This window comes from Bradyrhizobium sp., from assembly GCF_030646015.1.
Classification (GTDB): domain Bacteria; phylum Pseudomonadota; class Alphaproteobacteria; order Rhizobiales; family Xanthobacteraceae; genus Bradyrhizobium.
On record NZ_JAUSLT010000102.1, the window covers coordinates 1 to 25056 of the forward strand.

Here is a 25056-nt window from a genome sequence, read left to right on the forward strand (position 1 = left end):
ATGGCGGCTTCATGTTCGGCGTGCAGGAACTGGCGACCGCCGTGCAGTTCAACATCGGCGTGGTGACGCTGGTGTTCAACAACAACGCCTATGGCAATGTGCGGCGCGACCAGCGCGAGCGCTTTGCGGGCCGCGTGGTGGCGTCCGACCTGGTCAATCCGGATTTCGTCAAGCTCGCGGAGTCCTTTGGAGTGGGTGCGGCGCGCGTCACCGCGCCGGATCAGTTTCGTGCCGCGCTGGAAAAGGCGCTGGCGCATGGCGGGCCCTATCTGATCGACATCGAAGTGCCCAGAGATTCGGAAGTGACGCCGTGGACGTTCATTCACCCGGCGAAACCGTAGTGACTCTTCTCCCCTCCCGCCACGCGCAAGGGCGCGTGGAGGGAGGGGAGGAAGTCACACTCTCCGCATCATCATCCCCTGCTGCGCGCACAACGCCGCGATCGCCAGCAGGCCGGCGCCTGCTACCGCCCAGCATGCCACCGGCGCCCACTGCAGCAGCGGCGCGTATTCCGGCAGCTTCTGCAGGCCACCCGCGACCGCCGCCATCCGGGCGAAGGTCGCCAGCGCCAGCGCCGAGAACACCAGCCCCACCACCTTGCCTTCGGCGCCGGTATCCCCGATCGCCAGCGCGGCTGCCACCGCGCTCATCAGCATGCAGCCCCACGCCGCGCCCGCGATGAACTGCGCTGCTATCAGCATGTTGAGACTGCCTGCGAACTCCGCACCGATCACCGCCAGAGCGCCCAACAGGCCGGCGGCACCCATCACGATCAAGCCGCCGCGATGTTTCACGATCACGCTGGCCGGAAACATCGCGATATTGAAACCGATCCAGAACACCGGCATCAGCCATTGCAGGTCATCCGGTTTGGCAAACCGCAGGAAGAACGGCCCGCTGTTGATGCTGAAATGCAGCTGGTAGCCCAGCGAGAGCAGCACCATCGATCCGATGAAGAACATCGGCATCTGGCCGAGCGGTTTGGCCGGTTCGACCGGTTTGATCGGCGCGGCGGGTTGCTGCGCCAGACCGCGCTCGACTTTCGACAGCGCCAGCGCGGTAATCAGCAGCACCACGCCCGAAATCACGAAGGGAATCCGCGCATCTTGGTTGCGCATGATCACGCCGAGATAGGGCGACACCGCGCCGGCCAGACCGTAGCCGAGCATCGCCAGCGCCGACAAGAACGGGAGCGCGGGTCTCGCACCGTATTTCCCCAGCAGCGTGAGCGGCGGGGCGCGCAGCGCCGACGAGGTGACGACCCAGATCAGGATCAGGACAATGAACCAGACCTGCGCGCCCGGGCCTGTGCCGGCCACATAGGGCAGCGCGATAAAGGCCGCGCAGGAGATCGCGGTCGTGACGCCGACGAACACACCGAGCCGGCCGACGAAAGGCGCGATCTTGTCGGCGGCGATCCCCATCGCGGTATCGGTGATGGTGAAGATCGCCTGGTCCAGCATCAGGATGAAGATGACGTAAGACGGCGCGATCCCGACCTGCGCGCAGAGTTTTGGCAGATAGATCACATAGGTGGTCCAGCCCAGCGTGAACACCAGTTGCAGGACCGCGAGATAGACTCCGGTGCGGCTGCCAGCGCCCGTGTCGGCCGATGCTTTGCTATCGCTCATGGTTGTCTCCCCAGCGGGGCAAGCATAGACCGGCGGGGGCAACAATGGGAAGGCGGGCCGGCCGTTCTTCCCTTCTCCCCTTGTGGGAGAAGGTGCCCTCGCGAAGCGAGGGCGGATGAGGGGTCTCTATCCGCGGAGACAGACCCCTCACCCGTCCGCGATGCTGCGCATCGCGTCCACCCTCTCCCGCAAGGGGAGAGGGGAAGAAAGGCGCCCCTCGCCTCACCGCGCTTTCCGAAACGTCAAATTGATGCGCTGGCGGCCCAGCAAGGCGTGCTCGCCGTCGGCGAGCGGGGCGATGCCGTGGAAAAACAGCCGCGACGGGCCGCCCCATACCACGATGTCGCCGTGCTCGAGCCTAAACCGGCGCGGTTTGTCGCTGCGCTGCAAGCCGCCGAACAGGAAGACCGCCGGCAGGCCCAGCGAGACCGAGACGATCGGTGCGCTGAAATCGTCCTCGTCCTTGTCCTGGTGCAGCGACATGCGCGCTCCCGTATGGTAGCGGTTGATCAGGCATGCGTCCGGCGCAAAACCGTCAAATCCCGCCTCGGCCGCCGCTCGCGCGGCCAGCACGCGAAACGAGCGCGGCATGGCGGGCCACGGTGCGCCGGATTCCGGATCAACACCGTCGTAGCGATAGCCGCTGCGGTCGGTGACCCAGCCGGCGCTGCCGCAATTGGTCATCGCCACCGACATCGAATGGCCGCCCGGCGTCACCATGTGACGAAACGGCGCCTGCGCCACGATCTCGCCGATCGCAGCGATCAGCTCGGCCTCGACCGGCCGGGCGAAGCCCCGCAGCAGCACGGCGCCGTCCGCCATCGCTTCGCGCGACGGACGCAGATCGGGAACGCTTTCAAACAGATCGGCCGTCAATAGATCCGCACTCATTTTGCATCGTGAAAGATCACGCCAACGGTATGGCGGTGACCGGAGCGGAGCCGGCTGACGCCATGGCGCAGATTAACCCGATAGAAGCCGCGCGTCCCCTGCACCGGCCGGTGGTGCACAGCAAATGCCACCGCATCGCCCTGGGTCAGCGGCACCACTTCCGGCCGCGACTGCATCCGCGGCCGCTGCTCGGTCAGGACGAACTCGCCGCCAGTGAAATCGCGGCCCGGCTCCGACAGCAGGATCGCCACCTGCAGCGGAAACACGTGCTCGCCATAGAGATCCTGATGCAGGCAATTGTAGTCGCCGGCGCCATATTGCAGCAGCAGCGGCGTCGGCCGAACCTGCCCTGCCTCATGGCAGCGCTTGAGGAAGGCGTCGTGGTTTTGGGGATAACGGATATCGATCCCCATCGCCTCGTTCCAGCGGTTGGCGACGCCGCAGAGTTTTGCATAGAGCGCCGGGCGCAGGCCCGCGATCGGATCGGGCAGCGGGTAAGAGAAGTATTTATACTCGCCGCGGCCGAAACCGTGGCGGCCCATCACCACCCGGCTGCGAAAATTTTTGTCGTCGGGATAGAGCCTCGCGAGGTCGCCGCATTCCTCCGGCGAGAGCATGCCCTTGAGCACGGCGCAGCCCTGGGCGTCGAGATTGGTTGTGGCCTGCGTCCAGTCGATAGCGTCGACGCGGGCGGCGATGTCGGGGGAGGGAGCGATTGCCTTGAGATTTGATTTCATGCCGGCGAGTTTTGCAGAGACTGCCAGTTCCCACCACCCGATTTCCGGGAAGACTCCCTCGTCGTCCCGGCAAACGCCGGGACCCATAACCACAGGATAACCGGGCTACACGAAAATCGTCGAACAGCCTTTCCTAACGAGAAGCCGCGGCGTATGGGTCCCGGATCAGCGCTCGCGTTGCTCGCTTGTCCGGGACGACCGCGGTGAAGGCCGCGCCGCCCTTACCCCAGCACAGGCAGCACGGTCACATCATACGCATGCCGGATGCTGCGCTTGAGCACGGGATCCTCGAATTCGTATTCGAAACGATCGGCCGGGCGGATGCCGCCCTTGGCGGCAAAGGTGCCGCCAAACATGGCGCAACCGTCGGGCAATCCCTTGTCGCCAAAACCGCGCTGGATCAATTCCTTCACGGAAAGCATGTGATCCAGTGTGCCTTCCTGGTACAGCACGCGTTCGCCTGATATCCAAGCCCAGGAGCGCAGGGTCATCTGGTCCCAGTGGCCGATGACATCTTCCAGTTCCCACAAGACAGGCGCCATCACCTTGTCGCACATCTGCTTCGATACGGTGACGCTGTAGGCTTCCACCTTGCGGTCGGTGTGGTCGGAGCCGAGGCCGACCAGGATGCGGCCCTGCCAGCCGATCAGCACGAATTCGACCTCGCCGCTGGAATCCGGCCCGCAGACTTCGATGCTGTCCGTGGTGGTCAGCCGCCGCGCCGAGACGCGGTAATAGATCGGCGTCGAGGCCGGCCGGGCGATGCCGATCGCTTCCAGCTCGGCGATGTGCTTGTCGCGCGCCACCGGATCGCGACCGGTCCAGCCGGCGATCACGGCCTGCCGGATCGGCAACGTCAGCGGCGTGCCGGCGCCTTTGTCCTGGAGGGTAAAGGTGAGATCAAACACGAATGGCGTCCTCCATGCCGGCGGCAAGTTCAAGAATGCGGCGATCCGACCCGCCCGATGCCGCCAGCATCAATCCGACCGGCACCTCGCCCTCGCGATGGCAGGGCAGCGAGATGGCGCAGCCGTCGATCATGTTGATCAGCGTGCAATTGCGCAGCGACAGCAGGTTCGCTTTGGTAAAGGCCTTGTCGTCGGCAAGATCGGCGATCACGGGCGGCGTATTGGCGGTGGTCGGCATGACCAGCGCGTCATAGGGCGCGAGGCGGATCGTGGCGCGCTCGATCATCGACTTCCGCGTTACCAGCAGATCGATGTAGTCGGCGGCGCTGATGCTTTCGCCGCGCATGATGCGCAGGGAGACGCGGGGGTCGTAGACGTCGCCACTGCTTACGATCAGATAGCGATGCCACGCAAAGCTCTCCGCGGCGGCAAAGCCGCCCTTGGTGTTCATCACTCCGACGTCGAGGAATTCCGGCACCTCGATCCGCTCGATCAGCGCACCTTGCCGCGACAGCGTCTCCAGCGCGCGCTCGAATGTCCGCGCGACTTCATCGTCGAGATCGTCGAGCGCCACCGTGGTCGGCACCGCCAGCCGCATCCCCTTGATCGGGCGCGGCTGTAGCGGCACGAAGGGCTCGTCGGCGAGCACGGCATCGAGCGCCGCACAGCACGCCACCGTGCGCGCCAGCGGGCCGATGCTGTCGAGCGTCGACGACAGCGGCACCGCGCCGTCGAGCGGCACCCGGCGCTGGGTCGGCTTGAACCCGACGATGCCGTTATAGGCCGCCGGAATCCGGCAGGAGCCGCCGGTGTCAGTGCCGAGCGCGCCATGCGCCATGCCATCGACCACCGACACCGCCGCACCCGACGACGATCCGCCGGGCACATGGCCGACGCTGCGATTCCAGGCGCCCTTCGGCGTGCCGTAATGCGGATTGATGCCGATGCCGGAATAGGCGAACTCGGTCATGTTGGTGCGGCCGATCACCACGAAACCGGCCCGGCGCAGCCGCGCCACCGCGGATGCATCGGCCTCCGCCGGGGCTGAGTCGTCGAGCGCGCGGGAGCCTGCGCGGGTCACCTGGCCCCTGATGTCGAACAGGTCCTTGATCGAGACCGGAATGCCGGCGAAACGCGACGGCGCCGCCTTGATCTCACGCAGCCGGTCCATCGCCTCGGCGGCCTCGATCGCGGCTTCGGCGTCGACTCGGACAAAAGCCCGCGCCCCCTCGCCCGCGCTATCGGCGATTTTGGCGAGACAGCCGTCGACCAGCTTGCGGGCGCTGGTGCGGCCGCTGGCCAGATCGTCGGCCAGTGCGGCAAGGGTCGGGGCGTTCGGCATGGCGCGTGCTCGCTTCATCCAGGTTGCGGTACTGTTATGGAGCACGGCGCGCGGCCGATCAATCCTCGAGGCAAGCGCGCTTTGGCGGTGGCATGCAAGCTCTCCAGGCGACCGATAGTGCGCGTGCCGGAATACGCGCCATGCAGCGGCGCGGCTGGACCGTTGACGCCAGATGGTCAATGTCGCATCAAGATCGCAACAAGCGGGCCGGGCAGCCCGACCCCCAACGGAGGAAATGACCGATATGGCAGAGCCAGCGCGCGCGCGACCGAAACCGACACCGGAAACCCAGCATTTCTGGGATGGCACCGCCGCCGGCGAACTGCGGCTGCAGCGCTGCGACGCCTGCGCCAATGTCTATTTTCCGCCGCGCCCGTTCTGCCCGTCCTGCGCCTCGCGCAAGGTCAGCATCTTCAAGGCCAGCGGCAAGGGCACGCTGTACAGCTATGTCATCAATCACCGCCCCGCCGCGCCCGGCTTCACCCCGCCTTACGCCATTGCCGTGGTGGAGCTGGAGGAAGGCCCGCGAATGATGAGCAATATCGTCGACTGCCCGCAGACGCCGGAGGCGCTCGAGCTCGACATGAAGCTGGAAGTCGCGTTCGAGAAGCTCGACGACAAGATCACCCTTCCCCTGTTCCGTCCGGCGAAGGGCTAAGCACCATGCGCAGAAACGCAGTCGCCGTCGTCGGCGCCGCCGAGACCACCGAGCTCGGCGTCATTCCCAACATGTCGCAAATCCAGTTGCACGCCGATGCGGCGCTCAACGCCATTGCCGATGCCGGTCTGAAACTGTCCGATATCGACGGCATCGCCACCGCGGTGGAAACGCCGCAGCAGATCGCGCATTACCTCGGCATCAAGCCGACCTGGGTCGACGGCACCTCGGTGGGCGGCTGCTCGTTCATGCTGCATGTCCGCCACGCCGCCGCCGCGATCGAGGCCGGGCTGTGCAAGACCGTGCTGATTACCCATGCCGAAAGCGGCAAGTCGATGATCGGCAAGCTGCCGCGCTCGACGCCGCCGGACAGCCTGAACGGCCAGTTCGAATCGCCGTTCGGCGTCTACGGGCCGCCGAGCATGTTTCCGATCCCGGTGCTGCGTTACATGAAGACCCACGGCATCACCCATGAGCAGATCGCCATGGTCGCGGTGGTGCAGCGCGAATGGGCCGCGAAGAATCCGCGCGCCACCATGAAGGCGCCGATCACGGTCGAGGACGTGCTGAACTCGAAGATGATCGCCTATCCGTTTCGCATCCTGCAGTGCTGCCTCGTCACCGACGGCGGCGGCGCGCTGATCCTCACCAGCGCCGACCGCGCCAAGGACTTCCCGAACAAGCCGGTCTATATCCTCGGCACCGGCGAGAGCGTGGAAACGCCGATGGTCAGCCAGATGGAGACGTTCGACAGTTCGCGCGCCTTCCGCACCGCGGGTCCCCTCGCTTTCAAGGAGGCCGGCATTGCGCACAAGGACGTCGACCACCTCATGATCTACGACGCCTTCGCGCATCTACCACTCTACGGCCTCGGCGATCTCGGCTTCATGCCACATGAAGAGACCGGCAAGTTCATCGCCGACGGCAACACCCGCCCCGGCGGCAAGCTGCCGCTCAACACCAATGGCGGCGGCCTCAGCTACATGCATTCGGGCATGTACGGCATGTACGCGCTGCAGGAGAGCGTTCGGCAAATGCGCGGCATCGCGCCGGCACAGGTCAAGGACGCCAAAATCTCGGTCTGCCATGGCGTCGGCGGCATGTTCGCGGCATCCGGCACGATCATCTTTACGAACGAGAAGTAATCACGACTCCCTCTTCCCCCTCGCCCCGCTTGCGGGGAGAGGGCTGGGGTGAGGGGGACTCTCAACAGACTCGCACTCGCGGATAGTCCCCCTCACCCGGATCGCTTCGCGATCCGACCTCTCCCCGCAAGCGGGGAGAGGTGAAAGCAACAACTCACCGGGAGAACCCCATGACAAAATCACTGCAGGATAAAGTCGTCATCGTCACCGGCGCGGGCCGCGGCATCGGCCGCGAGATCGCGCTGCTCTGCGCCGCCGAGGGCGCCAAGGTCGTGGTCAACGATCCCGGCGTTGCCGCCGACGGTGCCGGATCGAGCGCAGCACCCGCCGAGGAAGTGGTCGAAGAAATCAAGAAGCGCGGCGGCACCGCGGTCGCCAATTTCGAGTCGGTGGCGGAAGCGATCCCCGCGAGCAAGATCGTGAAAACGGCGACCGATCATTTCGGCCGGCTTGACGGCGTCGTCAACAATGCCGGCATCCTTCGCGACATGATCTTCCACAAAATGAGCGTGGAAGCCTTCGAATCCGTCATCAAGGTGCACCTGATGGGCTCGTTCTACGTCAGCCACGCCGCGGCGCGAATATTCCGCGAACAGGAGAGCGGCTCCTTCGTGCACTTCACCTCGACCTCGGGCCTGATCGGCAATTTCGGCCAGGCCAATTATGCAGCAGCAAAACTCGGCATCGTCGGCCTGTCGAAATCGATCGCGCTCGACATGGGGCGCTTCAACGTGCGCTCGAACTGCGTCTCGCCATTCGCCTGGACCCGCATGATCGGCACCATCCCGACCGAGACCGAGGCCGAGAAGGCGCGGGTCGAGAAGATCAAGCAGATGGGCCCGGAAAAGATTGCACCGGTCTGCGCCTATCTGCTCAGCGACGCCGCCAAGGAGGTCTCGGGGCAGATCTTCGGCGCGCGCATGAACGAGCTTTTCCTGTTCAGCCAGAACCGGCCGCTGCGCTCGGTGCATCGCAGCGAAGGCTGGACGCCGCAGACGATCGCCGAGCACGGCATGCCGGCGCTCAAGGGCTCGTTCTACAAGCTCGACCGCTCCGCGGATATTTTTCCCTGGGATCCGATCTGATCATCGCATCGTAGGGTGGGCGAAGGCGCCTGCGTGCCCACCACCTTTCGCAAAGAGAATGGTGGGCACGCAAGCGCTTTGCCCACCCTACGAATCCCGCCACCTCCAGTTGTTTCCCAAAATTTCGCCCGCATTCCGCCGGAATACGGGCTACACTTGCCTCCCCAACAACAAAAAATCCTGGGAGGAAATCATGACAAATTGGACTGATCTGCCTGACCACCGGACCGAAGCGGGATCGAACCGGCTCGATCGCCGCACCTTGTTCAAGGGCGCGGCGGCGTTGGCCGCAACCGCCGTGACCGCGAAAGCCGCCACTGCGGCAACCGTAACGCCGTTCGGCCAAACCGGCGTTCCAACCACTGCAAGCCCGTCGCTGCCGCTTGGGCCACTGTCCGGGGCGCGCTATCCGGACGCCCGCCTGGAGTCGATAAAAAAGAAAGGGGTCTCGTTCGGGCCGACCGGCTTCCCGGCCTTCGCCGGCACCATGGCGGTCGAGCGCGTCGCCACCGGTTTTCGCTGGGCAGAGGGCCCCGTGTACTTCCCGGCCGGCCGCTACGTGCTGTTCAGCGACATTCCCAACAACCGCATCATGCGTTTTTCGGAGGATGACGGTCACATCAGCGTCTACCGCCAGCCGTCGATGAATTCGAACGGCAACACCATCGATCGGGAAGGACGCCTGATCACCTGCGAACATAGCGGCCGGCGGGTCACCCGGACCGAGCTCGACGGCTCGATCACCATCATCGCCGACAAGTTCAACGGCAAGAAGCTCAACTCGCCGAACGACGCGGTGGTCGCGGCCGACGGCACGATCTGGTTCTGTGATCCAGCCTACGGCATCGGCGGCTTCTACGAGGGCATCAAGGCCGACGCCGAGCAGGACAAGAAAAACGTCTACCGGGTGGATCCGAAATCCGGTGACATCAAGATGGTCGTCGACGATTTTGTGGAGCCCAACGGCCTTTGCTTCTCGCCCGACGAGAAGAAGCTCTACATCTGCGACACCGGTTTTACGGACGGGCCGGACAACCCGTCGCATATCCGCGTGTTCGACGTCGATCACGCGGCCGGCAAGCTTTCCAACAGCAAGGTCTTTACGGACATCCCCAAGCCCAGCATCACCGACGGGCTGCGCTGCGACACCGCGGGACGCCTGTGGTGCTCCGTCGGTTGGGGCGATCCGAACGAGGACGGCGTGCGCTGCTACATGCCGGACGGCGATCTGCTCGGCAAGATCCACATCCCGGAAACGGTCGCCAATCTGTGCTTCGGCGGTATGCAGCGAAACCGGCTGTACATCTGCGGCTCGTCATCGCTCTATGCCGTCTACACCAGTGCGCAGGGCGCGTTGAAGCCGTAAGGAAGGCGAATAGCGAGTGGCGAGTAGCGAATGGGGCCTGCTTCCATTCGCTACTCGCCATTCGCTATTCGCATCTCTTCCCTACCCGCTATTCCTTAACCCCGCCGAAATCCCGTTGATCGTGAGCTGGATGCCGCGCAGCACCTGCTCGTCGGGGTTTTGCGCGCGGTGTTCCTTCAACAGCTCGACCTGCACGTGGTTGAGCGGATCGAGATAAGGGAAGCGGTTGCGGATCGAGCGTTCCAGCAGCGGATTGCCCTGCAGCAGGCGTTCCTGCCCCATGATGTCCAGCAGCGTCTCGATCGAGAGATGCCATTCGCGCCGGATGCGGCCGAATATCTTTTCGCGCAACTCCGTGTCCGGCACCAGTTCGGCATAGCGCGAGGCGATCGCGATCGAGCTTTTTGCCAGCACCATGTCCATGTTCGACAACAGCGTGCGGAAGAACGGCCACTCGCGGTAGAGCTCCTTCAGGAACGGCATGCCCTTGTCGGGATGCTGGGCGATCCAGGCTTCCACCGCGCTGCCAAAGCCGTACCAGCCCGGCAGCATCAGCCGGCACTGCGCCCAGCTGAACACCCAGGGAATGGCGCGGAGGTCCTCGATGGCGCGGGTCTTCTTGCGCGACGCCGGCCGGCTGCCGATATTCAGCGTCGAGATTTCGGTGATGACGGTGGAAGCCCAGAAATATTCCACAAAACCGTCGGTCTCGTAGACCAGGCCGCGATAAGCCCCAAAGGCCAACTCCGACAATTGCTCCATCGCCTCCAGATATTCGCGCCGTGGCGCGCTGTGCTTGGGCTGCAGCAGGCTCGCCTCCAGCGTGGCGGCGGCGAGGATTTCCAGATTGCTGCGGCCGACTTCGGCGTTGGAATATTTGCTGGAGATGATTTCGCCCTGCTCGGTGATGCGGATCTGGCCGTTCACCGCGCCGCCAGGCTGCGCGATGATGGCGTCATAGCTCGGCCCGCCGCCGCGGCCGACCGAGCCGCCACGGCCGTGAAACAGCCGCAAGCGCACGTGATGGCGCTCGAACACCTCGATCAGGCCGATCTCGGCCTTGTAGAGCTCCCACCCGGAAGTGACAAAACCGCCATCCTTGTTGCTGTCGGAATAACCGAGCATCACCTCCTGCACCGCGCCGCAGCTGTCCACCAGCCTGCGGTAATCGTGCAGCGCCAGCATGCGGTCCATGATGCCGCTCGATGCCTGCAGGTCCTCGATGGTCTCGAACAGCGGCACGATGTTGATCGAGCTGCGGCCGGAGGGATGGACCAGGCCGGCCTCCTTCAAGAGCACCGCCACCTCCAGCATGTCGGACATGCCCTTGCACATCGAGATGATGCATTGGGAAATCACGGTGCTGCCGAACTTGGCATGGGCCTCGGCGGCGGCGTGGAACACCGCGAGTTCGCCCGCGGTCTCCTCGCTGTACTTGACGAAGGCGGAGGTCAGCGGGCGCGCATTGCGCAATTCGCCCGACAGCAGCGCGATCCGCGCCTCCTCGTTCAGGTCAAGATAGGACATGCCGGGCATCGCCGCATCGATCAGTTCGGCGACCGTGCGCTCGTGCACGGCGGAATTCTGCCTGATGTCGAGGCTGGCGAGATGGAAACCGAAACAATCCACGGCGCGGCGCAACAGCCGCAGCCGTCCGCGCGCGATCACGCCCGAATTGTTCGAGATCAGCGAGCGATAGAGAATATCGAGATCGGTCTTGAACTCCGCCACATCGGCATAAGCAGCGGCTTCGCCGACGGGCCGTCGGGTAATGCCGACATCCAGCTTCAGCGCGGTCGCGGTCAGCCGTGCGTAAATGCCCGATACCGCGAGGCGATAGGGCTCGCCGCTGCGATGCGGCGACTTGTCGGGCGAGCGTTCGGCGAGATGGCGCAGATCCTTGGAAACGTCGGCCAAGTGCGCCGCCATCGACAGCTCGGAGCCGAGCACGTGCAGTTCCTCGAGATAGAAGCGCAGCACCCGGCTCGACTGCAGCTTGAGCGTGCCGCGCATCACCTCGGCGGTCACGAACGGGTTGCCGTCGCGGTCACCGCCGATCCAGCTTCCCATCCGCAGGAAAGACGCCAGTTCGCCGCGTACGGCATCGCCCTCGTTCAGGCGGTCCTCCAGGGCGCAGTGCAGCCGCGGCACCTCGTGCAGGAAGGTGTAGTCATAGAACGACAGGCCGTTGGCGACTTCGTCGAGCACGGTGAGCTTGGTCCGGCGCAACAAATTGGTCTGCCACAGCGTCAGCACCTCGCGGCGCAGCTGTTCGTCGCTGGCTTCAATCTCTTCCGGCGTCAATTGCACCCGTTCGCGGCGGTCCAGCAGGGCTGCGACCTCCATCTCGCGGTCGATCGTGCTCTTGCGGCGGACTTCGGTGGGATGCGCGGTCAGCACCGGGCTGATCAGGGCTTCCGAGAAGAATTTGCGCAGGTCGGCGGCAGTAAAACCGGCCGCGCGGGCATGCGCCAGGGTCAGCGGCAGCGTGCCCGGGCGCGGTGTGCCACCAGCGGTCGAGCGCACCCGCATCTGCCTGATGTTGTTCTGGTCCTCGGCGATGTTGGCCAGATGCGAAAAATAGCTGAAAGCGCGCACGATGCGCACGGTCTGGCTGGTCGACATGCTGTCGAGGATCAGTTCGAGCTCGCGCCGCGCCGGCTTGTCGTCGTCGCGGTGGAACCGGATCGAGGTCTGCCGGATGCGCTCGACGAGATCGAACACGTCGGCGCCTTCCTGGTCGCGCACGGTGTCGCCAAGAATGCGCCCCAGCAGCCGGATGTCCTCACGAAGCCGGGCGTCCGCCTCGATGTCCTCGCTGCGGTTGGGACGCAAATCCGGGTCGGAAGGCACGATCTGGGGTGACATGGTCGGTTACTCCAGAAATTGCCCGGCAGTTCTGGAGTGTGCAAGTTTTTTGCCGCAGTGCAAGATAAAGATGGGAGCAACCGCTCTCGTCGTCCCCGCGAACGCGGACCCATACTCCGCAGCTTATCGGTTGACCAAAGGTGACTACTGCCGTGCCCGAACGCGAGGACACGGCGTATGGGTCCCGGATCCGCGTTCGCTTGCGCTCACTTGTCCGGGACGACAGGAAGTCAAATCCTCCTTCCCGCCCGCTCCCAATAGGGATCACGCAGCCTACGCTTGAAGATCTTGCCGGAATCCTCGCGCGGCAGGTTTTGCTGGATTTCGACGTGCTTTGGCACCTTGTAATCGGCGAGTGAGGCCTTGAGCTGGGTACGGATGTCAGCGACATCCAGCGTGACGCCCGGCTGCGGTTCCACCACCGCCATCAGCGCCTCGCCGAATTCCGCATCCGGAATGCCGAACACCGCGCAGTCGTGCACCCCCGGCACGGCATGCAGGGCGGACTCGATCTCGGCGGGATAGATGTTGACGCCGCCCGAGATCACCATGTCGCGCTTGCGGTCGCAGATGAAGACGTAGCCGTCCTGGTCGATGTAACCGACATCGCCTGAGGTAATGAACCCGTCGAGATCGATCTCGGCGCGCTTTTCCGGCTTGTTGTGATAGGTGAAATCCGGATTGCCGGGGATCCGCGAATAGATTTCGCCGATCTCGCCTTGCGGCAAAATCTTCCCATCGTCGCCGACAAAGCGCAGCTCCGCGCCCGGCGCGATCTTCCCCACCGTGCCTGGCTTCTTCAGCGCATCCTCGGAGTTCGCAAAAGTGACCGCGCCTGACTCGGTAGAGCCGTAGAATTCGTAGATCACCGGCCCCCACCACTCGATCATCGCGCGCTTGACGTCGGCCGGACAGGGTGCGGCGGCGTGGATGATATGGCGCAGCGAGGACATGTCGTATTTCCGGCGTACCGCTTCCGGCAGCTTCATCAGCCGGATGAACATGGTCGGCACCATGAAGATGGTGTCGATCTTCTCGCGCTCGACCAGCCGCAAGAATTCCTCGGGATCGAACCGCGGCATCAGCACCAGCGCGCCGCCGAGACGGCCGGCGCGCAGGCCGAACGAGTTCGGCGCGGAATGGTACAGCGGACCCGGCAACAGCGCCCGCGCGCCCGGCTTCAGGCCATAGATCATCGCGCGCATCGCTTCCGCATTGGCGCTCTGCGCCGGCGTCGGTGCGTTGCGCCGCACACCCTTGGGGTGACCGGTGGTGCCCGAGGTGTAGATCATGTTCTGCGGCTGCGGCAACGCCGGGCCGTCATAGGGCGCCTGCGCCTGCAACCAAAGTTCGAAATCTGTGGCGAAATCGGGCGTGGCGAGATGCGCCGGATCGATCTTGTAATTGCCAAGGATTTCCGGCGGCGTCGGCACGCTGAGCACGGTGACGCCGGTGGGAATGGCGTCGCGCAGCTGATGCAGCATGTCGGCATGGCCGATCAGCACCGGCGTTCCGGAATCCTTCAGGATGTAATTGATTTCCTCCGGCTTGAAATGCCAGTTGACCGGCACGGCGTAGGCGCCGAGCCGCATCGCGGCATAGGCCGCCTCGATGAAGGCGATGTCGTTGCGCATCAGGATGCAGACGCTGTCGCCCTGCCCGACGCCGAGCTTGCGCAATCCGCCGGCGATGCGGTCGGCGCGATCGGCGATTTCGGCATGGCTGCGGCGTCGGTCGCCACTGATGATGCCGAGGAAAGGCGGGGATGTGGACATTTTTTTGTCTCTTCTCTATCCGTCGAGAGTTCGTCATTGCGAGGAGCTCTTGCGACGAAGCAATCCATTCTTTCTTTGTGCGGCGAAATGGATTTCTTCGCTTCGCTCGCAATGACGATTTTACGTCCGGTGACTAATCTCTACCCCACATCCGCAAAACGCGGCGCGCGCTTGTCGATGTTGGCGCGGACGGCCTCGAGCTGGTTGGGGCTGCCCATCAGCTTCATCTGCTCGACGGATTCGGCCAGCAGCGCAGGTCCCGGATCGGCCGTGAGGTTGTTGAGCATGCGCTTGCAGGCGCGGATCGCGTCGGGGCTCTTGCCGGCGATCTCGCGCGCCAGCTCGAAGGCGCTCGCGCGCGGGTCGTCGCAGATGCGCGTCGCAAGGCCGTAGCTCAGGGCCTCCTGCGCCGAGAAAATCCGTCCCGTAAAGGTCAGTTCGCGCAGGATATCGTCGCGTACCAGGCTGGCCAGGATCGGCGTTCCCGCCATGTCGGGCACCAGCCCCCATTTGATCTCCATGATCGACATCCGGGCATCGGGGCTAAGGAGCCGCATATCGGCGCCGAGCGCGAGCTGAAAGCCGCCGCCGAACGCCACGCCCTGGATCGCGGCAATCACCGGCACCGGGAGCTGCCGCCAACCCCACACCGCCTGCTGTGGAAAATTGGCGAGGCCATGGGTGCGCACGGAAAGGTCGCGCTTTTCACCGCCCGCGACCCCGTTGCCGCCCTTTTCCTTCATGGCGGCAAATCGTCCCATGTCGAGGCCGGCGCAAAACGCCCGCCCCTCCCCGGATAGTACCACCGCCCGGAGGCCTTTTTCCTGGGCGAGCCGGGCGGAAGTCGCCACCAGCGCCTCGAACATCGCGGCATCGAGTGCGTTCATCTTGTCCGCCCGAACCAGGCGGACGTCGGCGACGCCCTCCGAAATCGTGACCTCGACGCGCTTCTCCATCAGATTGCTCCCTTACACGTGTTCTTGGTTGTTGCCGCTTTACAGAAAGGCGTTGTGCGGATTTAGTCAATCAACCAATTAACAGGCAAGCAATCCCTTTGGGTGGAACCAGCTATGTTCACTGAAAAACTCCTTACCGGACGAAACATCCTTGTCACCGGCGGCGGAAGCGGGCTCGGCAAAGCCATGGCCGCGCGCTTCCTCGAGCTCGGCGCCGAAATCCATATCTGCGGCCGCCGCAAGGGCGTCTGCGACGAAACCGCGACCGAGCTGATGGACCTCTATGGCGGCCGGGTGACAACCCACGGTGTCGATATCCGCAACCCGCTCGCGGTCGACGAGATGATCGAGACCATCTTCACGCAAAGCCCGCTCACCGACCTCATCAACAACGCCGCCGGCAATTTCGTCTCGCGCACCCAGGATTTGACGCCGCGCGGCTTCGACGCGATCGCCAACATCGTCATGCACGGCACCTTCTATGTCACCCACGCGGTGGGCCGGCGCTGGATCGCCGCCAAGCAGCCCGGCAATGTGGTGTCGATCACCGTGACCTGGGTCCGCAACGGCAGCCCCTATGTGGTGCCGTCGGCGATGAGCAAATCCGCGATCCACGCCATGACCATGTCGCTGGCGATGGAATGGGGCCGCTACGGCATCCGGCTCAATACCATCGCGCCCGGCGAAATCCCGACCGAAGGCATGAGCAAGCGTCTCAACCCCGGCGACGAGCCCGGCGCGCGCACCATTGCCAGGAATCCGATGGGCCGCGTCGGCAAGATGGAAGAACTGCAGAACCTCGCGGTGTTCCTGATTTCGGGCGGCTGCGACTGGATCAACGGCGAGACCATCGCCATGGACGGCGCCCAGGCGCTGGCCACCGGTGGCAACTTCTACGAGATGCGTGACTGGACCGACGCCGACTGGACCCGGGCCCGCGATTCGATCAAGGCGCAGAACGAAAAGGACCGCGCCCAGAGGGGGTGAGAGATCACATTCGGTGTCGTCCCTGCGAACGCAGGGACCCATAATCCCGGACGTTCGCTATTGCGAAGTATGACTGCTACCGCGCTTCGTCGAGACGACACGGCGTATGGGTCCCTGCGTTCGCAGGGACGACGTGTTGAGATATTGAAGCACAATGCTTCCGTATTGTCTTTGCCGCGCAACGACGCCACTATCCCGACAAATAAACAAACCGGAGAAACATGTCCGTCTCAGAGGAACCGGCCAACCTGGCCGACATGGTGCGCGCACGCGCGAAAACGCGCGGCGACGCCATTGCCTATGAATTCGAGGGACGCCAGACCTCGTTCGCCGAGTTCGACATCAAGACCAACCGCGTCGCCAACGCCCTGATCGCGCTCGGCATCAAACCGCGCGAGCGGATCGCCTATCTCGGCAAGAACAGCGACATCTATTTCGAGCTGCTGATGGGCGCGATGAAGGCCAATGTGGTGATGGCGCCGGTGAACTGGCGACTGGCCGGACCGGAAGTTACCTTCATCGTCGATGACTGCAAGGCGCCGGTGCTGTTCGTCGGGCCCGAATTCGTCACCCAGGTGCGCAACATCCTGCCGCAGTTGCCGAACGTTCGCCACGTCATCACGACCGAAGGCGGCGCGCCGGAATGGCAGGATTTTATCGCCTGGCGCGACGCCCAGAGCGGCGACGACCCCAAGGTCCCGATCGACCGCAAGGATATCGCGATCCAGCTTTATACCTCGGGCACCACGGGCAAGCCGAAGGGCGCGATGCTGTCGCATGCCAATTTTCTCAACCTGGTGGAGACCGGCCGCGAACAGAAACCCGACTGGAACAAGTGGTCGATCGACGACGTCTCGCTGGTGGCGATGCCGATCTTCCATATCGGCGGCTCCGGCTGGGGCGTGATGGGCCTCTATCACGGCGCCCGGGGCGTGATCGCGCGCGAGTTCGATCCGACAAAGGTGCTGGATTTCTTCGAGCAGTCCGGAATTACAAAGCTGTTCATGGTGCCGGCCGCGATGCAGTTCGTGGTGCGGCAGCCCCGCGCGCGACAGGTGGATTTTTCCAGGCTGAAATACATGCTCTATGGCGCCTCGCCGATTCCGGCGGCGCTGCTGAAGGAATGCATCGAAGTCTTCAAATGCGGTTTCGTGCAGATGTACGGCATGACCGAGACCACCGGCACCATCGTGGCGCTGCCGCCGGAAGATCACGTCGAGGGGCTGGACCGCATGCGCTCGGCCGGCAAGGCCCTGCCCGGTATTGAACTCGCGATCCTCGACCCCAATGGCAAGCGGTTGCCGCCGGGCGAGGTCGGCGAGATCGCCACCCGTTCCGGCTCCAACATGGTCGGCTACTGGAACCTGCCGGAGGCCACCGCCAGGACGCTCGACAGCGAGGGTTGGCTGCGCACCGGCGACGCCGGCTACATGGACAAGGACGGCTATCTCTACATCCACGACCGCATCAAGGACATGATCATCTCCGGCGGCGAGAACATCTATCCCGCCGAAGTCGAAAGTGCGATCTGCGACCACCCTGACGTGGCCGAAGTCGCCGTGGTCGGCGTGCCCGACGACAAATGGGGCGAAGCCGTCAAGGCCATCGTGGTGATGAAGCCCGGCAAGAAGGCGACCTCATCCGACATCATCAATTTTACCCGCGAGCGTATCGCGGGCTTCAAGACTCCGAAAACGATCGATTTCATCGAAGCCCTGCCGCGCAACGCGTCGGGAAAGATCTTGCGGCGGCATCTGCGGGACCCGTATTGGGCGGGGAAGGACCGGCAGGTGAATTGAGGTACCATCATTGAGCGAAGCGCAGCTCCCTCAACGTCGTTGCGAGTCACCGAGGTCTCCCCCGTCGTCCCAGACAAGCGAGCACAGCGAGCGCTGATCCGGGACCCATACGCCGCAGCGGTCAAGATTACGGGAAGTGTCAGTGGCCTTGTTGAAGCGTCACGCTCCCACAGCAGACGACCGGGATTATGGGTCCCGGCTCGGAGGCCGGGACGACGGATGAGAGATTGTGCACGTTTCTCCCCTCAATGCTTCCCCGCGCCCATATAGCCGAACAGGAATCCCGCCACCTTCCGCTTCTGGATTTCCTCGCTACCTTCGGTGATACGGTAGCGACGGTGGTGACGGTAGATGTGTTCGAACGGCTTGTGGCGGGAGTAGCCCATGCCGCCATGGACCTGCATGGCGCGGTCGGCGGCTTCGCAGCACAGCCGGTTGGCCCAGAAATTACACATCGAAACCCGGTCGGACAGCGTGTGCTCAACCTGCGCCTGGGTCAGCTGGTCCATCTCCCAGGCGGTCTTGCGGATCAACAGCCGCAGCATTTCGGCCTGCGTGGCGAGTTCGACCAGCGGCCACTGGATCGCCTGGTTTTCGGCCAAGGCCTTGCCGAACGGCTTGCGTTCACGCGCGTATTTTACGCTTTCGTTAATGCAAAACACCGCGGCGCCGAGCGAACTCGCGGCCTGCCGGATCCGGTTCTCGTGCACAAAACACTGCGCCAGCGACAGGCCGCGGCCGACTTCGCCGAACAGCGCATCCTCGGGCACGAACACATCGGTAAAGCTGACGCGCGGGTGATCGGTCGGCATGTTGAAGGTCCACATGTATTCCTCCACCTTCACGCCCTCTGCCTTCGCCGGCACCAGGAAGCAGGTGATGCCGCGGGCATCGCCGTCATTGCCGCTGGTGCGCGCGAACAGCGCGCAATGGGTCGCGACATGCATGCCGGTGGTCCACATCTTCTCGCCGTTGATCACCCAGCCCTTGATGCCTTCGCGGGTCGCCTCGACCGCGCGGGTCTCCATGTGGGTGGCGTCGGAGCCGTGCTCGGGCTCGGTCAGGCCGAAGGTGATGCGGAATTTTCCCGTGATGGAGCCTTCGATCATCACCTTCTGGTCGTCGCGGCCATAACGGTCGAGCATGGTGACCAGCGGCAGATTGCCGACGATCGAATGTTCGTTCTGCAGGTCGTTGTGCAGGCCAAGCCCCTTGGCGGCGAAATGCTCGCGGATCACGGCCATCCAGAGGTTGGCGCCAGCCTTGCCGCCATACTGTTTCGGGATCGCGAAGCGCAGGTGCCCGGCGGCGTCGGCGAGGTTTTTCACCCTGCGCAGCAGCACTTCCCACTCATGGCGCGGCAGGCCGCCATTGTCGAAATCGGTTCGCGCCCATTCGCGGCGGTGATCGAAGAAGCGGATGTTGTCGTCCGCCGCCTCGATCGGCTTGATCTCGCGCGCGATGAACTGGTCGAGTTCGTCGAGATAGGCGACCAGGTCGGCTGGCAGATTGAAATCCACGGCGGTCTCTCCCAAAGATATCGTTATTTGTCGTTTTGCGTTAAGGTGCTACGCGCCTCCGCTTCGGATCGATTAAGCTGAGAAGACGGCGTCCAAGTCAAGCAACCGGGTGGCGCCTGGCACGCGCAGGCGCCCAGCGTAATTGGGTGGCGCCGAAGTGCGGGAGCAAGCTAATATCCGGCCCAGCATTCCGCGCCACAGAAAAAAGTCCGACGGGAGAAAACATGGAACTGAAATTTTCCAAGGTGACACGCAAGGGACCGATCACGATCGTGACACTGTCGCGGCCGGGAGTGTACAACGCGCTGCATACCGATGCGCATTTCGAACTGAACAAGGTGTTCGACGATTTCTCCGCCGATCCGGAACAATGGGTGGCGATCGTCACCGGCGCCGGCGACAAGGCGTTCTGCGCCGGCAACGACCTGAAATGGCAGGCGGCCGGCGGCAAGCGCGGCTGGGACACCGGCGGCTTCGCCGGCCTCACCTCGCGCTTCGACTGCGACAAGCCGATCATTGCCGCCGTCAACGGCGTCGCCATGGGCGGCGGCTTTGAGATCGCGCTGGCCTGCGACCTCATCATCGCCTCCGAGAATGCCACCTTCGCGCTGCCGGAGCCGCGCGTCGGCCTCGCGGCCCTGGCCGGCGGCGTGCACCGGCTGCCGCGCCAGATCGGGTTGAAGCGCGCCATGGGCATGATCCTGACCGCGCGCCATGTTTCGGCGGCGGAAGGCAAGGAACTCGGCTTCGTCAATGAAGTGGTGCCGGCAGGCGAAGCGCTGGCGGCCGCCGAGCGCTGGGCCGAGACCATCTGCAAGAATTCACCAATGTCGATCCGCGCCTCCAAGCAGGCGATCCAGAAGGGACTGTCGGTCTCGCTGGAGCAGGCGATCTCCGAGCAGCGCGAATATCCCGCCGTGAAGGCAATGGCGGCGTCGCAGGATTACATCGAAGGCCCCAAGGCGTTTTCGGAGAAGCGTCCGCCGAAATGGCTGGGGAAGTAGGAATAGCGCTCCACTCTCTCACCGTCATTGCGAGCGCAGCGAAGCAATCCATCTTAAAGCCAGCGAGATGGAAGATGGATTGCTTCGTCGCAAGCGCTCCTCGCAATGACGTGGATAGAGCGGCGCTAAACTACTTCGTGCCCAACTCCCGCTTATACGACCCGTAATTCGGCTGATCGACCGCCAGCTTGTCCATCGTGGTCTGCCACAGATGCTCCGACAGCCCCAGCGTCTGCAGATCCGCCTCACCTCTCGCGATGCGGTCGGCGAGCGCGCGGTTGAGTTCCGCGAGCGAGCCCTGCTGGCCGAGCAGCTGTGACAGCCGCGCCGCTTCGGCGGCGTCGCTCCCCTCCTCCAGCCTGAGCTGGCGCGTCACCAGATCGAGCGCATTGATGGCGACCCGCAGCTTGAATGCGTTGTGGCCGCTGAGAAGAGGCGCAATGTCGTTGCGCAGGAAGTCCGCGACCGCCTTGGTTAGTTCTTCCGGTGTCGGTTCGTCCTGCATTCTACTTCCCCCGCGGTGCCAGCAGCCGCAACAGATCGATCTCGGTTTCCGACGAGCGCCGCCCGATCATGGCGCGCTCGATGGAATGCTCGGGGCCGATGCGGAAGTGCCGCATCATGCCGCAGCACATCACGCCCCAGCGCAGCGTGCCCATCACTTCCCAGAATTTCACCCGATCGGGATCGACGCGGCGGCCGGCCGCCTGGTAGCCGGCGAACAGTTCCTCGCGGGTGCCGAATCCGCCGACCGGCTTGTCGATCTCGCCGAACCGCCACGAATTGACGCAAACCCACCCCAGATCTTCCATGGGATCGCCGGCATGCGCGAGTTCCCAGTCCAGCACCGCGCGCACGCCGTCGGGGCCGATGATGAGATTGCCGTGGCGGAAATCGCCATGCACCAGCGTCATTTGCTCCGACGGACCGGGGTCGTGATCCCTGAGCCAGCGCAGCGCCAGCTCGAGTACCGGCCGCGGCCACTCAAAGCTGCGGTAATCCCGCTCCAGCTCACCGATTTCCTTTGCCGCCGTCATGGCGCGAAGTTTTGGTAGTTGCGCGAGGTCGAGTCCGTGGATGCCGGCCAGAATCCCGCCGATCTGCCGCGCCAGTTTCGGACGTGCCTCGGCAAACTCGGCATCACGCAAAATCTTGCGCGGGATGGTTTCGCCCTCGACCCGCGCCATCATGAAACCGGTGCCGAGTTCGTCCCCAGGCTGCAGCACATGCAGCACCCGTGGCGACGGCACGCCGGCGTCGAACGCCCGCTGCATCAGGACGGACTCGATATCCAGCCCGACGGCGCGCGGCGACGCGCCATGGCCCTGCGGCGCCCGGCGCAGGATCGCGCCGATGACGCCATCGGGATGGACGATGTCGAACGACCAGGTCTCCTGGCTGGCGCCGCCGGACAGCCGCGCCGCGTTGGCGACGCCGGTGGCGCCCGGACACCACGACGCGACGCAGCGCCCGAGCGCTTCCTGCATCATCTGCCCTTGAATTGGGCGGGACGCTTTTCCAGAAACGCGGTGACGCCTTCCTTGAAATCCTCCGCCGCGCCCGCCTGCCGCTGCGATTCGAATTCGAGGTTGAGCTGTTCCTCGAACGAGTTTTCCGGGCTGTCCCAGTACAGTTTGCGGATCAGCGACAGCGCGATGGTCGGACCGTTGGCGAGCTCATGGGCGAGCTTCATGGCCTCTCCCATCAAATCAGCATCGTCATGGACCCGGTTGACCAGCCCCCATTCCAGCGCCTTTTCGGCCGGCAGCCGTTCGCCCATCAGCGACAGCTCCACCGAGCGCGCCTTGCCGATCATCCGCGGCAGCAGCCAGGTCGAGCCGCAGTCCGGCACGAGGCCGATGCGGCGGAACGCCTGCAGGAAATGCGATGAGCGCGCGCACAGGATCATGTCGCCCATCAGCGCGAAGCTCATGCCGGCGCCGGCCGCCGGTCCGTTGACCGCGGTGACGATCGGACAATGCAGGTTGCGCAGCCGGCGCAGGAACGGATGGAAGCCGGTCTCGAGCGAGGCGCCCGCGTTGCTTTTGCCGAGCTTCTGGTTGTTGCGGCCCTGCAGATTGGCCCCGGTGCAGAACGCGCGCCCCGCCCCGGTCAGCACCACGCAGCGGACTTCGGCCTTTTTCTCCTCAATGGTGTCGAGCGCCTCGGCAAGGCCGCCCAGCATGTCCATCGACACCGCGTTCATCACCTCCTGGTGGTCCAGCTTCAGAATGGCAACCGGACCGTCGATATCCAGCGTGACGTGCTTGAACTGCATTGGTTTCCTCGTGTGTTGCGACCCGCATTATTTCGCCCTGCGGTACAAAGGGTCTTCTCTCCAGGCCATATTTGATTTTCTTGATAGCCTTGTCCATGGTTGGACCAGAACATCAGCCCGCCATCGGACGCACATCTAAAGCGCGTCGGCCCAAATGGAAACATCTCCAAGAAACGTCCCAAGGAATCCACCCATGAGCATATTCGACCTCACCGGGCGCGTCGCCGTCATTACCGGGGGCAATGGCGGTATCGGGCTCGGCATCGCGCAGGCGCTCACCGCCGCCGGCTGCAACGTCTCGATCTGGGGCCGCAACGCCGACAAGAACAAGGCCGCGGCGGCGACCATGGCGGGTGCCAAGGGCAAGACCGACACAAGGGTCTGCGACGTCAGCGACTCCGCTTCGGTCAAGGCGGCGATGGCCGCGACGATCGAGGCATTCGGCCGGGTCGACGGCTGTTTCGCCAATGCCGGCATCGGCGGCGGGGGGCGGCGCGCCTTCATCGACCGCACCGAGGAGGAATGGCGAAAAATGTTCGCCACCAATCTCGACGGCGTGTTCCACGTGTTCCAGGCCGCAGCACGGCACATGACCGAACGCGCCGAGGCCGGCGACCGTTTCGGCCGGCTGGTCGCGACGTCGAGCCTGGCATCGATTTTCGGCACCGCGCGCAACGAGCATTACGCCGCCACCAAGGCCGCGATCAACGCGCTGTGCCGTGCGCTCGCGGTCGAGCTGGCCCGCCAGGGCGTCACCGCCAATGCCATCCTGCCAGGCTGGATCAAGAGCGACATGACGGCGGGTATCATGGCCAACGAGAAATTCGTCGCCAATGTGATGCCGCGGATTCCGGTGCGGCGGTTCGGCGAGCCAGCGGATTTCGGCGGCATCGCGGTCTATCTGATGAGCCAGGCGTCATCCTATCACACCGCCGATTGCTTTGTGATCGATGGCGGCTATACAGCGTTCTGACACGACAAGAGACGTAGGCACGAGGCGGCTGCAGCCGCTCGGCGAACAGGGAGGAAATGCAGGATGTTTTCGCACGTGATGATCGGAACCAACGACCTCGAGAAAGCCCAGTCGTTCTACGACGCGTTGCTCGGCACGCTCGGCGTTCCCCCCGGCCGGCTGGACCGCCACCGGATTTTCTACCGCACCAAGACCGGCGTGTTCTCGGTGTCGAAGCCGATCGACGGCAAGCCCGCGACCCCTGCCAATGGCGGGACGATCGGGTTTCTCGCCGCTTCGCCCGAGCAGGCCGATGCCTGGCATGCGGCCGGCATCGCCAATGGCGCAACGAGCTGCGAGGATCCGCCAGGCGTGCGCGAAGGTCCCGCGGGAAAGCTTTATCTCGCTTATCTGCGCGATCCCGACGGCAACAAGATCTGCGCCATGCACCGTCTAGGCTGAGCCGCCGCGGTCGAACATTGTTTGAAACAGCAATAATTCGGCGCCGGTGATCAAATAGCGCCAGACTTAGGCCTGGCGCGGCTGTAAAGTTGCTTTTCCTGGGAGGATCAAGAACATGAACAAGAACGTCAGTGTGCCCACGAGCTATGCGATGGATCCCGGCGACGAGTTGAACGACCTGCGCATGTCCGACAAGGCGCGGCCGCTGTTCGACCATGTCAACAAGTTCATCCGCGAAACCGTCGAGCCGATGTCGGTTGAATTCTACCGGCTGGGCGAAAAGAAGGCCGATCGCTGGAGCTTCGCGCCCGGCCAGCTCGACGTGCTGCAGAAGGCCAAGGACAAGGCCAAGGCCGAGGGGCTGTGGAACTTCTTCCTGCCGGATGCCGAAACCGGCGAAGGCCTCAGCAACCTCGATTATGCCTATATCGCCGCCGAACTCGGCAAGAACCCGCTGGCCTCGGAATCGATGAACTGCTCGGCGCCCGACACCGGCAACATGGAGGTGCTGGAACGCGTCGGCACCAAGGAGCAGAAGGACAAGTGGCTGAAGCCGCTGCTGGCCGGCGAGATCCGTTCCGCCTATGCCATGACCGAGCCGAACGTCGCCTCGTCCGACGCCAAGAATATTTCGACCACCGCAAAACTGGTCGGCGACGAATGGGTCATCAATGGCGAGAAATACTACATCT

23 protein-coding genes are annotated in these 25056 nt (G+C 64.1%); 11 read left to right on the forward strand and 12 right to left on the reverse strand.

Annotated elements, in window-relative coordinates; genetic code table 11:
* On the forward strand, window positions 1-341 hold a 341-nt coding region (locus Q7T45_RS16700), incomplete at its 5' end, for a thiamine pyrophosphate-dependent enzyme (RefSeq protein WP_304872060.1).
* Between the two features lie 54 nt (window positions 342-395).
* Here Q7T45_RS16700 and Q7T45_RS16705 read toward each other — a convergent pair.
* The 5 genes from Q7T45_RS16705 to Q7T45_RS16725 all read right to left on the reverse strand — a co-directional run bounded on the left by Q7T45_RS16705 (window position 396) and on the right by Q7T45_RS16725 (window position 5509).
* On the reverse strand, window positions 396-1631 hold the full coding sequence (locus Q7T45_RS16705; protein WP_304872061.1) for an MFS transporter: 1236 nt from the start codon (window positions 1629-1631) through the stop codon (window positions 396-398).
* A gap of 222 nt (window positions 1632-1853) precedes the next feature.
* Window positions 1854-2522, reverse strand: a complete 669-nt coding sequence (gene alkB / locus Q7T45_RS16710; protein ID WP_304872062.1) for a DNA oxidative demethylase AlkB — start codon at window positions 2520-2522, stop codon at window positions 1854-1856.
* Window positions 2519-3259 (reverse strand): 2OG-Fe(II) oxygenase, encoded by a 741-nt coding sequence (locus Q7T45_RS16715; protein ID WP_304872063.1) that lies wholly within the window; start codon window positions 3257-3259, stop codon window positions 2519-2521. Before Q7T45_RS16715 ends, alkB begins: the two co-directional genes overlap by 4 nt.
* Before the next feature lie 221 nt (window positions 3260-3480).
* Window positions 3481-4167: a DUF2848 domain-containing protein gene (locus Q7T45_RS16720; RefSeq protein ID WP_304872064.1), complete on the reverse strand. Its 687-nt coding sequence runs from the start codon at window positions 4165-4167 to the stop codon at window positions 3481-3483.
* A complete protein-coding gene (locus tag Q7T45_RS16725) occupies window positions 4160-5509 on the reverse strand; it encodes an amidase (protein ID WP_304872065.1) in 1350 nt (449 codons plus the stop codon). Before Q7T45_RS16725 ends, Q7T45_RS16720 begins: the two co-directional genes overlap by 8 nt.
* A 244-nt stretch (window positions 5510-5753) precedes the next feature.
* On the opposite strand from Q7T45_RS16725, the gene Q7T45_RS16730 reads away from it, so the two are divergent.
* The 4 genes from Q7T45_RS16730 (at window position 5754) to Q7T45_RS16745 (ending at window position 9763) form a co-directional block, all read left to right on the forward strand.
* Window positions 5754-6167 (forward strand): Zn-ribbon domain-containing OB-fold protein, encoded by a 414-nt coding sequence (locus tag Q7T45_RS16730; RefSeq protein ID WP_304741010.1) that lies wholly within the window; start codon window positions 5754-5756, stop codon window positions 6165-6167.
* A gap of 5 nt (window positions 6168-6172) precedes the next feature.
* Window positions 6173-7312 (forward strand): thiolase, encoded by a 1140-nt coding sequence (locus tag Q7T45_RS16735; RefSeq protein WP_304872066.1) that lies wholly within the window; start codon window positions 6173-6175, stop codon window positions 7310-7312.
* A gap of 170 nt (window positions 7313-7482) precedes the next feature.
* The gene (locus Q7T45_RS16740) at window positions 7483-8397 is read left to right on the forward strand and encodes an SDR family oxidoreductase (RefSeq protein ID WP_304872067.1); all 915 of its coding nucleotides are present in this window, start codon (window positions 7483-7485) and stop codon (window positions 8395-8397) included.
* Window positions 8398-8590: 193 nt separating this feature from the next.
* Window positions 8591-9763 (forward strand): SMP-30/gluconolactonase/LRE family protein, encoded by a 1173-nt coding sequence (locus Q7T45_RS16745; RefSeq protein ID WP_304872068.1) that lies wholly within the window; start codon window positions 8591-8593, stop codon window positions 9761-9763.
* Window positions 9764-9844: 81 nt separating this feature from the next.
* Here the strand turns inward: Q7T45_RS16745 and ppc are convergent, their stop codons facing one another.
* The 3 genes from ppc to Q7T45_RS16760 all read right to left on the reverse strand — a co-directional run bounded on the left by ppc (window position 9845) and on the right by Q7T45_RS16760 (window position 15362).
* Complete coding sequence (gene ppc / locus Q7T45_RS16750) at window positions 9845-12631, reverse strand: phosphoenolpyruvate carboxylase (RefSeq protein ID WP_304872069.1); 2787 nt, start codon at window positions 12629-12631, stop codon at window positions 9845-9847.
* 230 nt (window positions 12632-12861) lie between these two features.
* Window positions 12862-14406 (reverse strand): acyl-CoA synthetase, encoded by a 1545-nt coding sequence (locus Q7T45_RS16755; RefSeq protein WP_304872070.1) that lies wholly within the window; start codon window positions 14404-14406, stop codon window positions 12862-12864.
* Window positions 14407-14546: 140 nt separating this feature from the next.
* Complete coding sequence (locus Q7T45_RS16760; protein ID WP_304872071.1) at window positions 14547-15362, reverse strand: crotonase/enoyl-CoA hydratase family protein; 816 nt, start codon at window positions 15360-15362, stop codon at window positions 14547-14549.
* 114 nt (window positions 15363-15476) lie between these two features.
* Between Q7T45_RS16760 and Q7T45_RS16765 the strand changes: the two genes are divergently transcribed.
* Together Q7T45_RS16765 and Q7T45_RS16770 are read left to right on the forward strand one after the other, a co-directional pair.
* The gene (locus Q7T45_RS16765) at window positions 15477-16349 is read left to right on the forward strand and encodes an SDR family oxidoreductase (protein ID WP_304872072.1); all 873 of its coding nucleotides are present in this window, start codon (window positions 15477-15479) and stop codon (window positions 16347-16349) included.
* Window positions 16350-16570: 221 nt separating this feature from the next.
* Window positions 16571-18148 carry a fatty acid--CoA ligase gene (locus Q7T45_RS16770; protein ID WP_304872073.1) on the forward strand — a complete coding sequence of 526 codons (1578 nt, stop codon included), beginning with the start codon at window positions 16571-16573 and terminating at the stop codon, window positions 18146-18148.
* Between the two features lie 245 nt (window positions 18149-18393).
* Here Q7T45_RS16770 and Q7T45_RS16775 read toward each other — a convergent pair whose 3' ends face one another.
* Window positions 18394-19668 (reverse strand): acyl-CoA dehydrogenase family protein, encoded by a 1275-nt coding sequence (locus Q7T45_RS16775; RefSeq protein WP_304872074.1) that lies wholly within the window; start codon window positions 19666-19668, stop codon window positions 18394-18396.
* A 224-nt stretch (window positions 19669-19892) separates the two neighbouring features.
* On the opposite strand from Q7T45_RS16775, the gene Q7T45_RS16780 reads away from it, so the two are divergent.
* Window positions 19893-20672: an enoyl-CoA hydratase-related protein gene (locus Q7T45_RS16780; protein ID WP_304872075.1), complete on the forward strand. Its 780-nt coding sequence runs from the start codon at window positions 19893-19895 to the stop codon at window positions 20670-20672.
* A 130-nt stretch (window positions 20673-20802) separates the two neighbouring features.
* Here Q7T45_RS16780 and Q7T45_RS16785 read toward each other — a convergent pair whose 3' ends face one another.
* From Q7T45_RS16785 to Q7T45_RS16795, 3 genes are read right to left on the reverse strand one after another with little or no spacing between them, the layout of a single operon-like run.
* Window positions 20803-21177 carry a DUF6285 domain-containing protein gene (locus Q7T45_RS16785; RefSeq protein ID WP_304872076.1) on the reverse strand — a complete coding sequence of 125 codons (375 nt, stop codon included), beginning with the start codon at window positions 21175-21177 and terminating at the stop codon, window positions 20803-20805.
* A 1-nt stretch (window position 21178) separates the two neighbouring features.
* Window positions 21179-22162 carry a phosphotransferase family protein gene (locus Q7T45_RS16790; RefSeq protein ID WP_304872077.1) on the reverse strand — a complete coding sequence of 328 codons (984 nt, stop codon included), beginning with the start codon at window positions 22160-22162 and terminating at the stop codon, window positions 21179-21181.
* The gene (locus tag Q7T45_RS16795; protein ID WP_304872078.1) at window positions 22159-22950 is read right to left on the reverse strand and encodes an enoyl-CoA hydratase/isomerase; all 792 of its coding nucleotides are present in this window, start codon (window positions 22948-22950) and stop codon (window positions 22159-22161) included. Before Q7T45_RS16795 ends, Q7T45_RS16790 begins: the two co-directional genes overlap by 4 nt.
* A gap of 193 nt (window positions 22951-23143) precedes the next feature.
* Between Q7T45_RS16795 and Q7T45_RS16800 the strand changes: the two genes are divergently transcribed.
* The 3 genes from Q7T45_RS16800 to Q7T45_RS16810 form a co-directional block, all read left to right on the forward strand.
* Window positions 23144-23923: an SDR family NAD(P)-dependent oxidoreductase gene (locus Q7T45_RS16800; RefSeq protein WP_304872079.1), complete on the forward strand. Its 780-nt coding sequence runs from the start codon at window positions 23144-23146 to the stop codon at window positions 23921-23923.
* A 63-nt stretch (window positions 23924-23986) separates the two neighbouring features.
* Window positions 23987-24364 carry a VOC family protein gene (locus Q7T45_RS16805; RefSeq protein ID WP_304872080.1) on the forward strand — a complete coding sequence of 126 codons (378 nt, stop codon included), beginning with the start codon at window positions 23987-23989 and terminating at the stop codon, window positions 24362-24364.
* A gap of 115 nt (window positions 24365-24479) precedes the next feature.
* Window positions 24480-25056 (forward strand): acyl-CoA dehydrogenase family protein (locus tag Q7T45_RS16810; protein ID WP_304872081.1); only part of this gene is annotated, 577 nt, incomplete at its 3' end.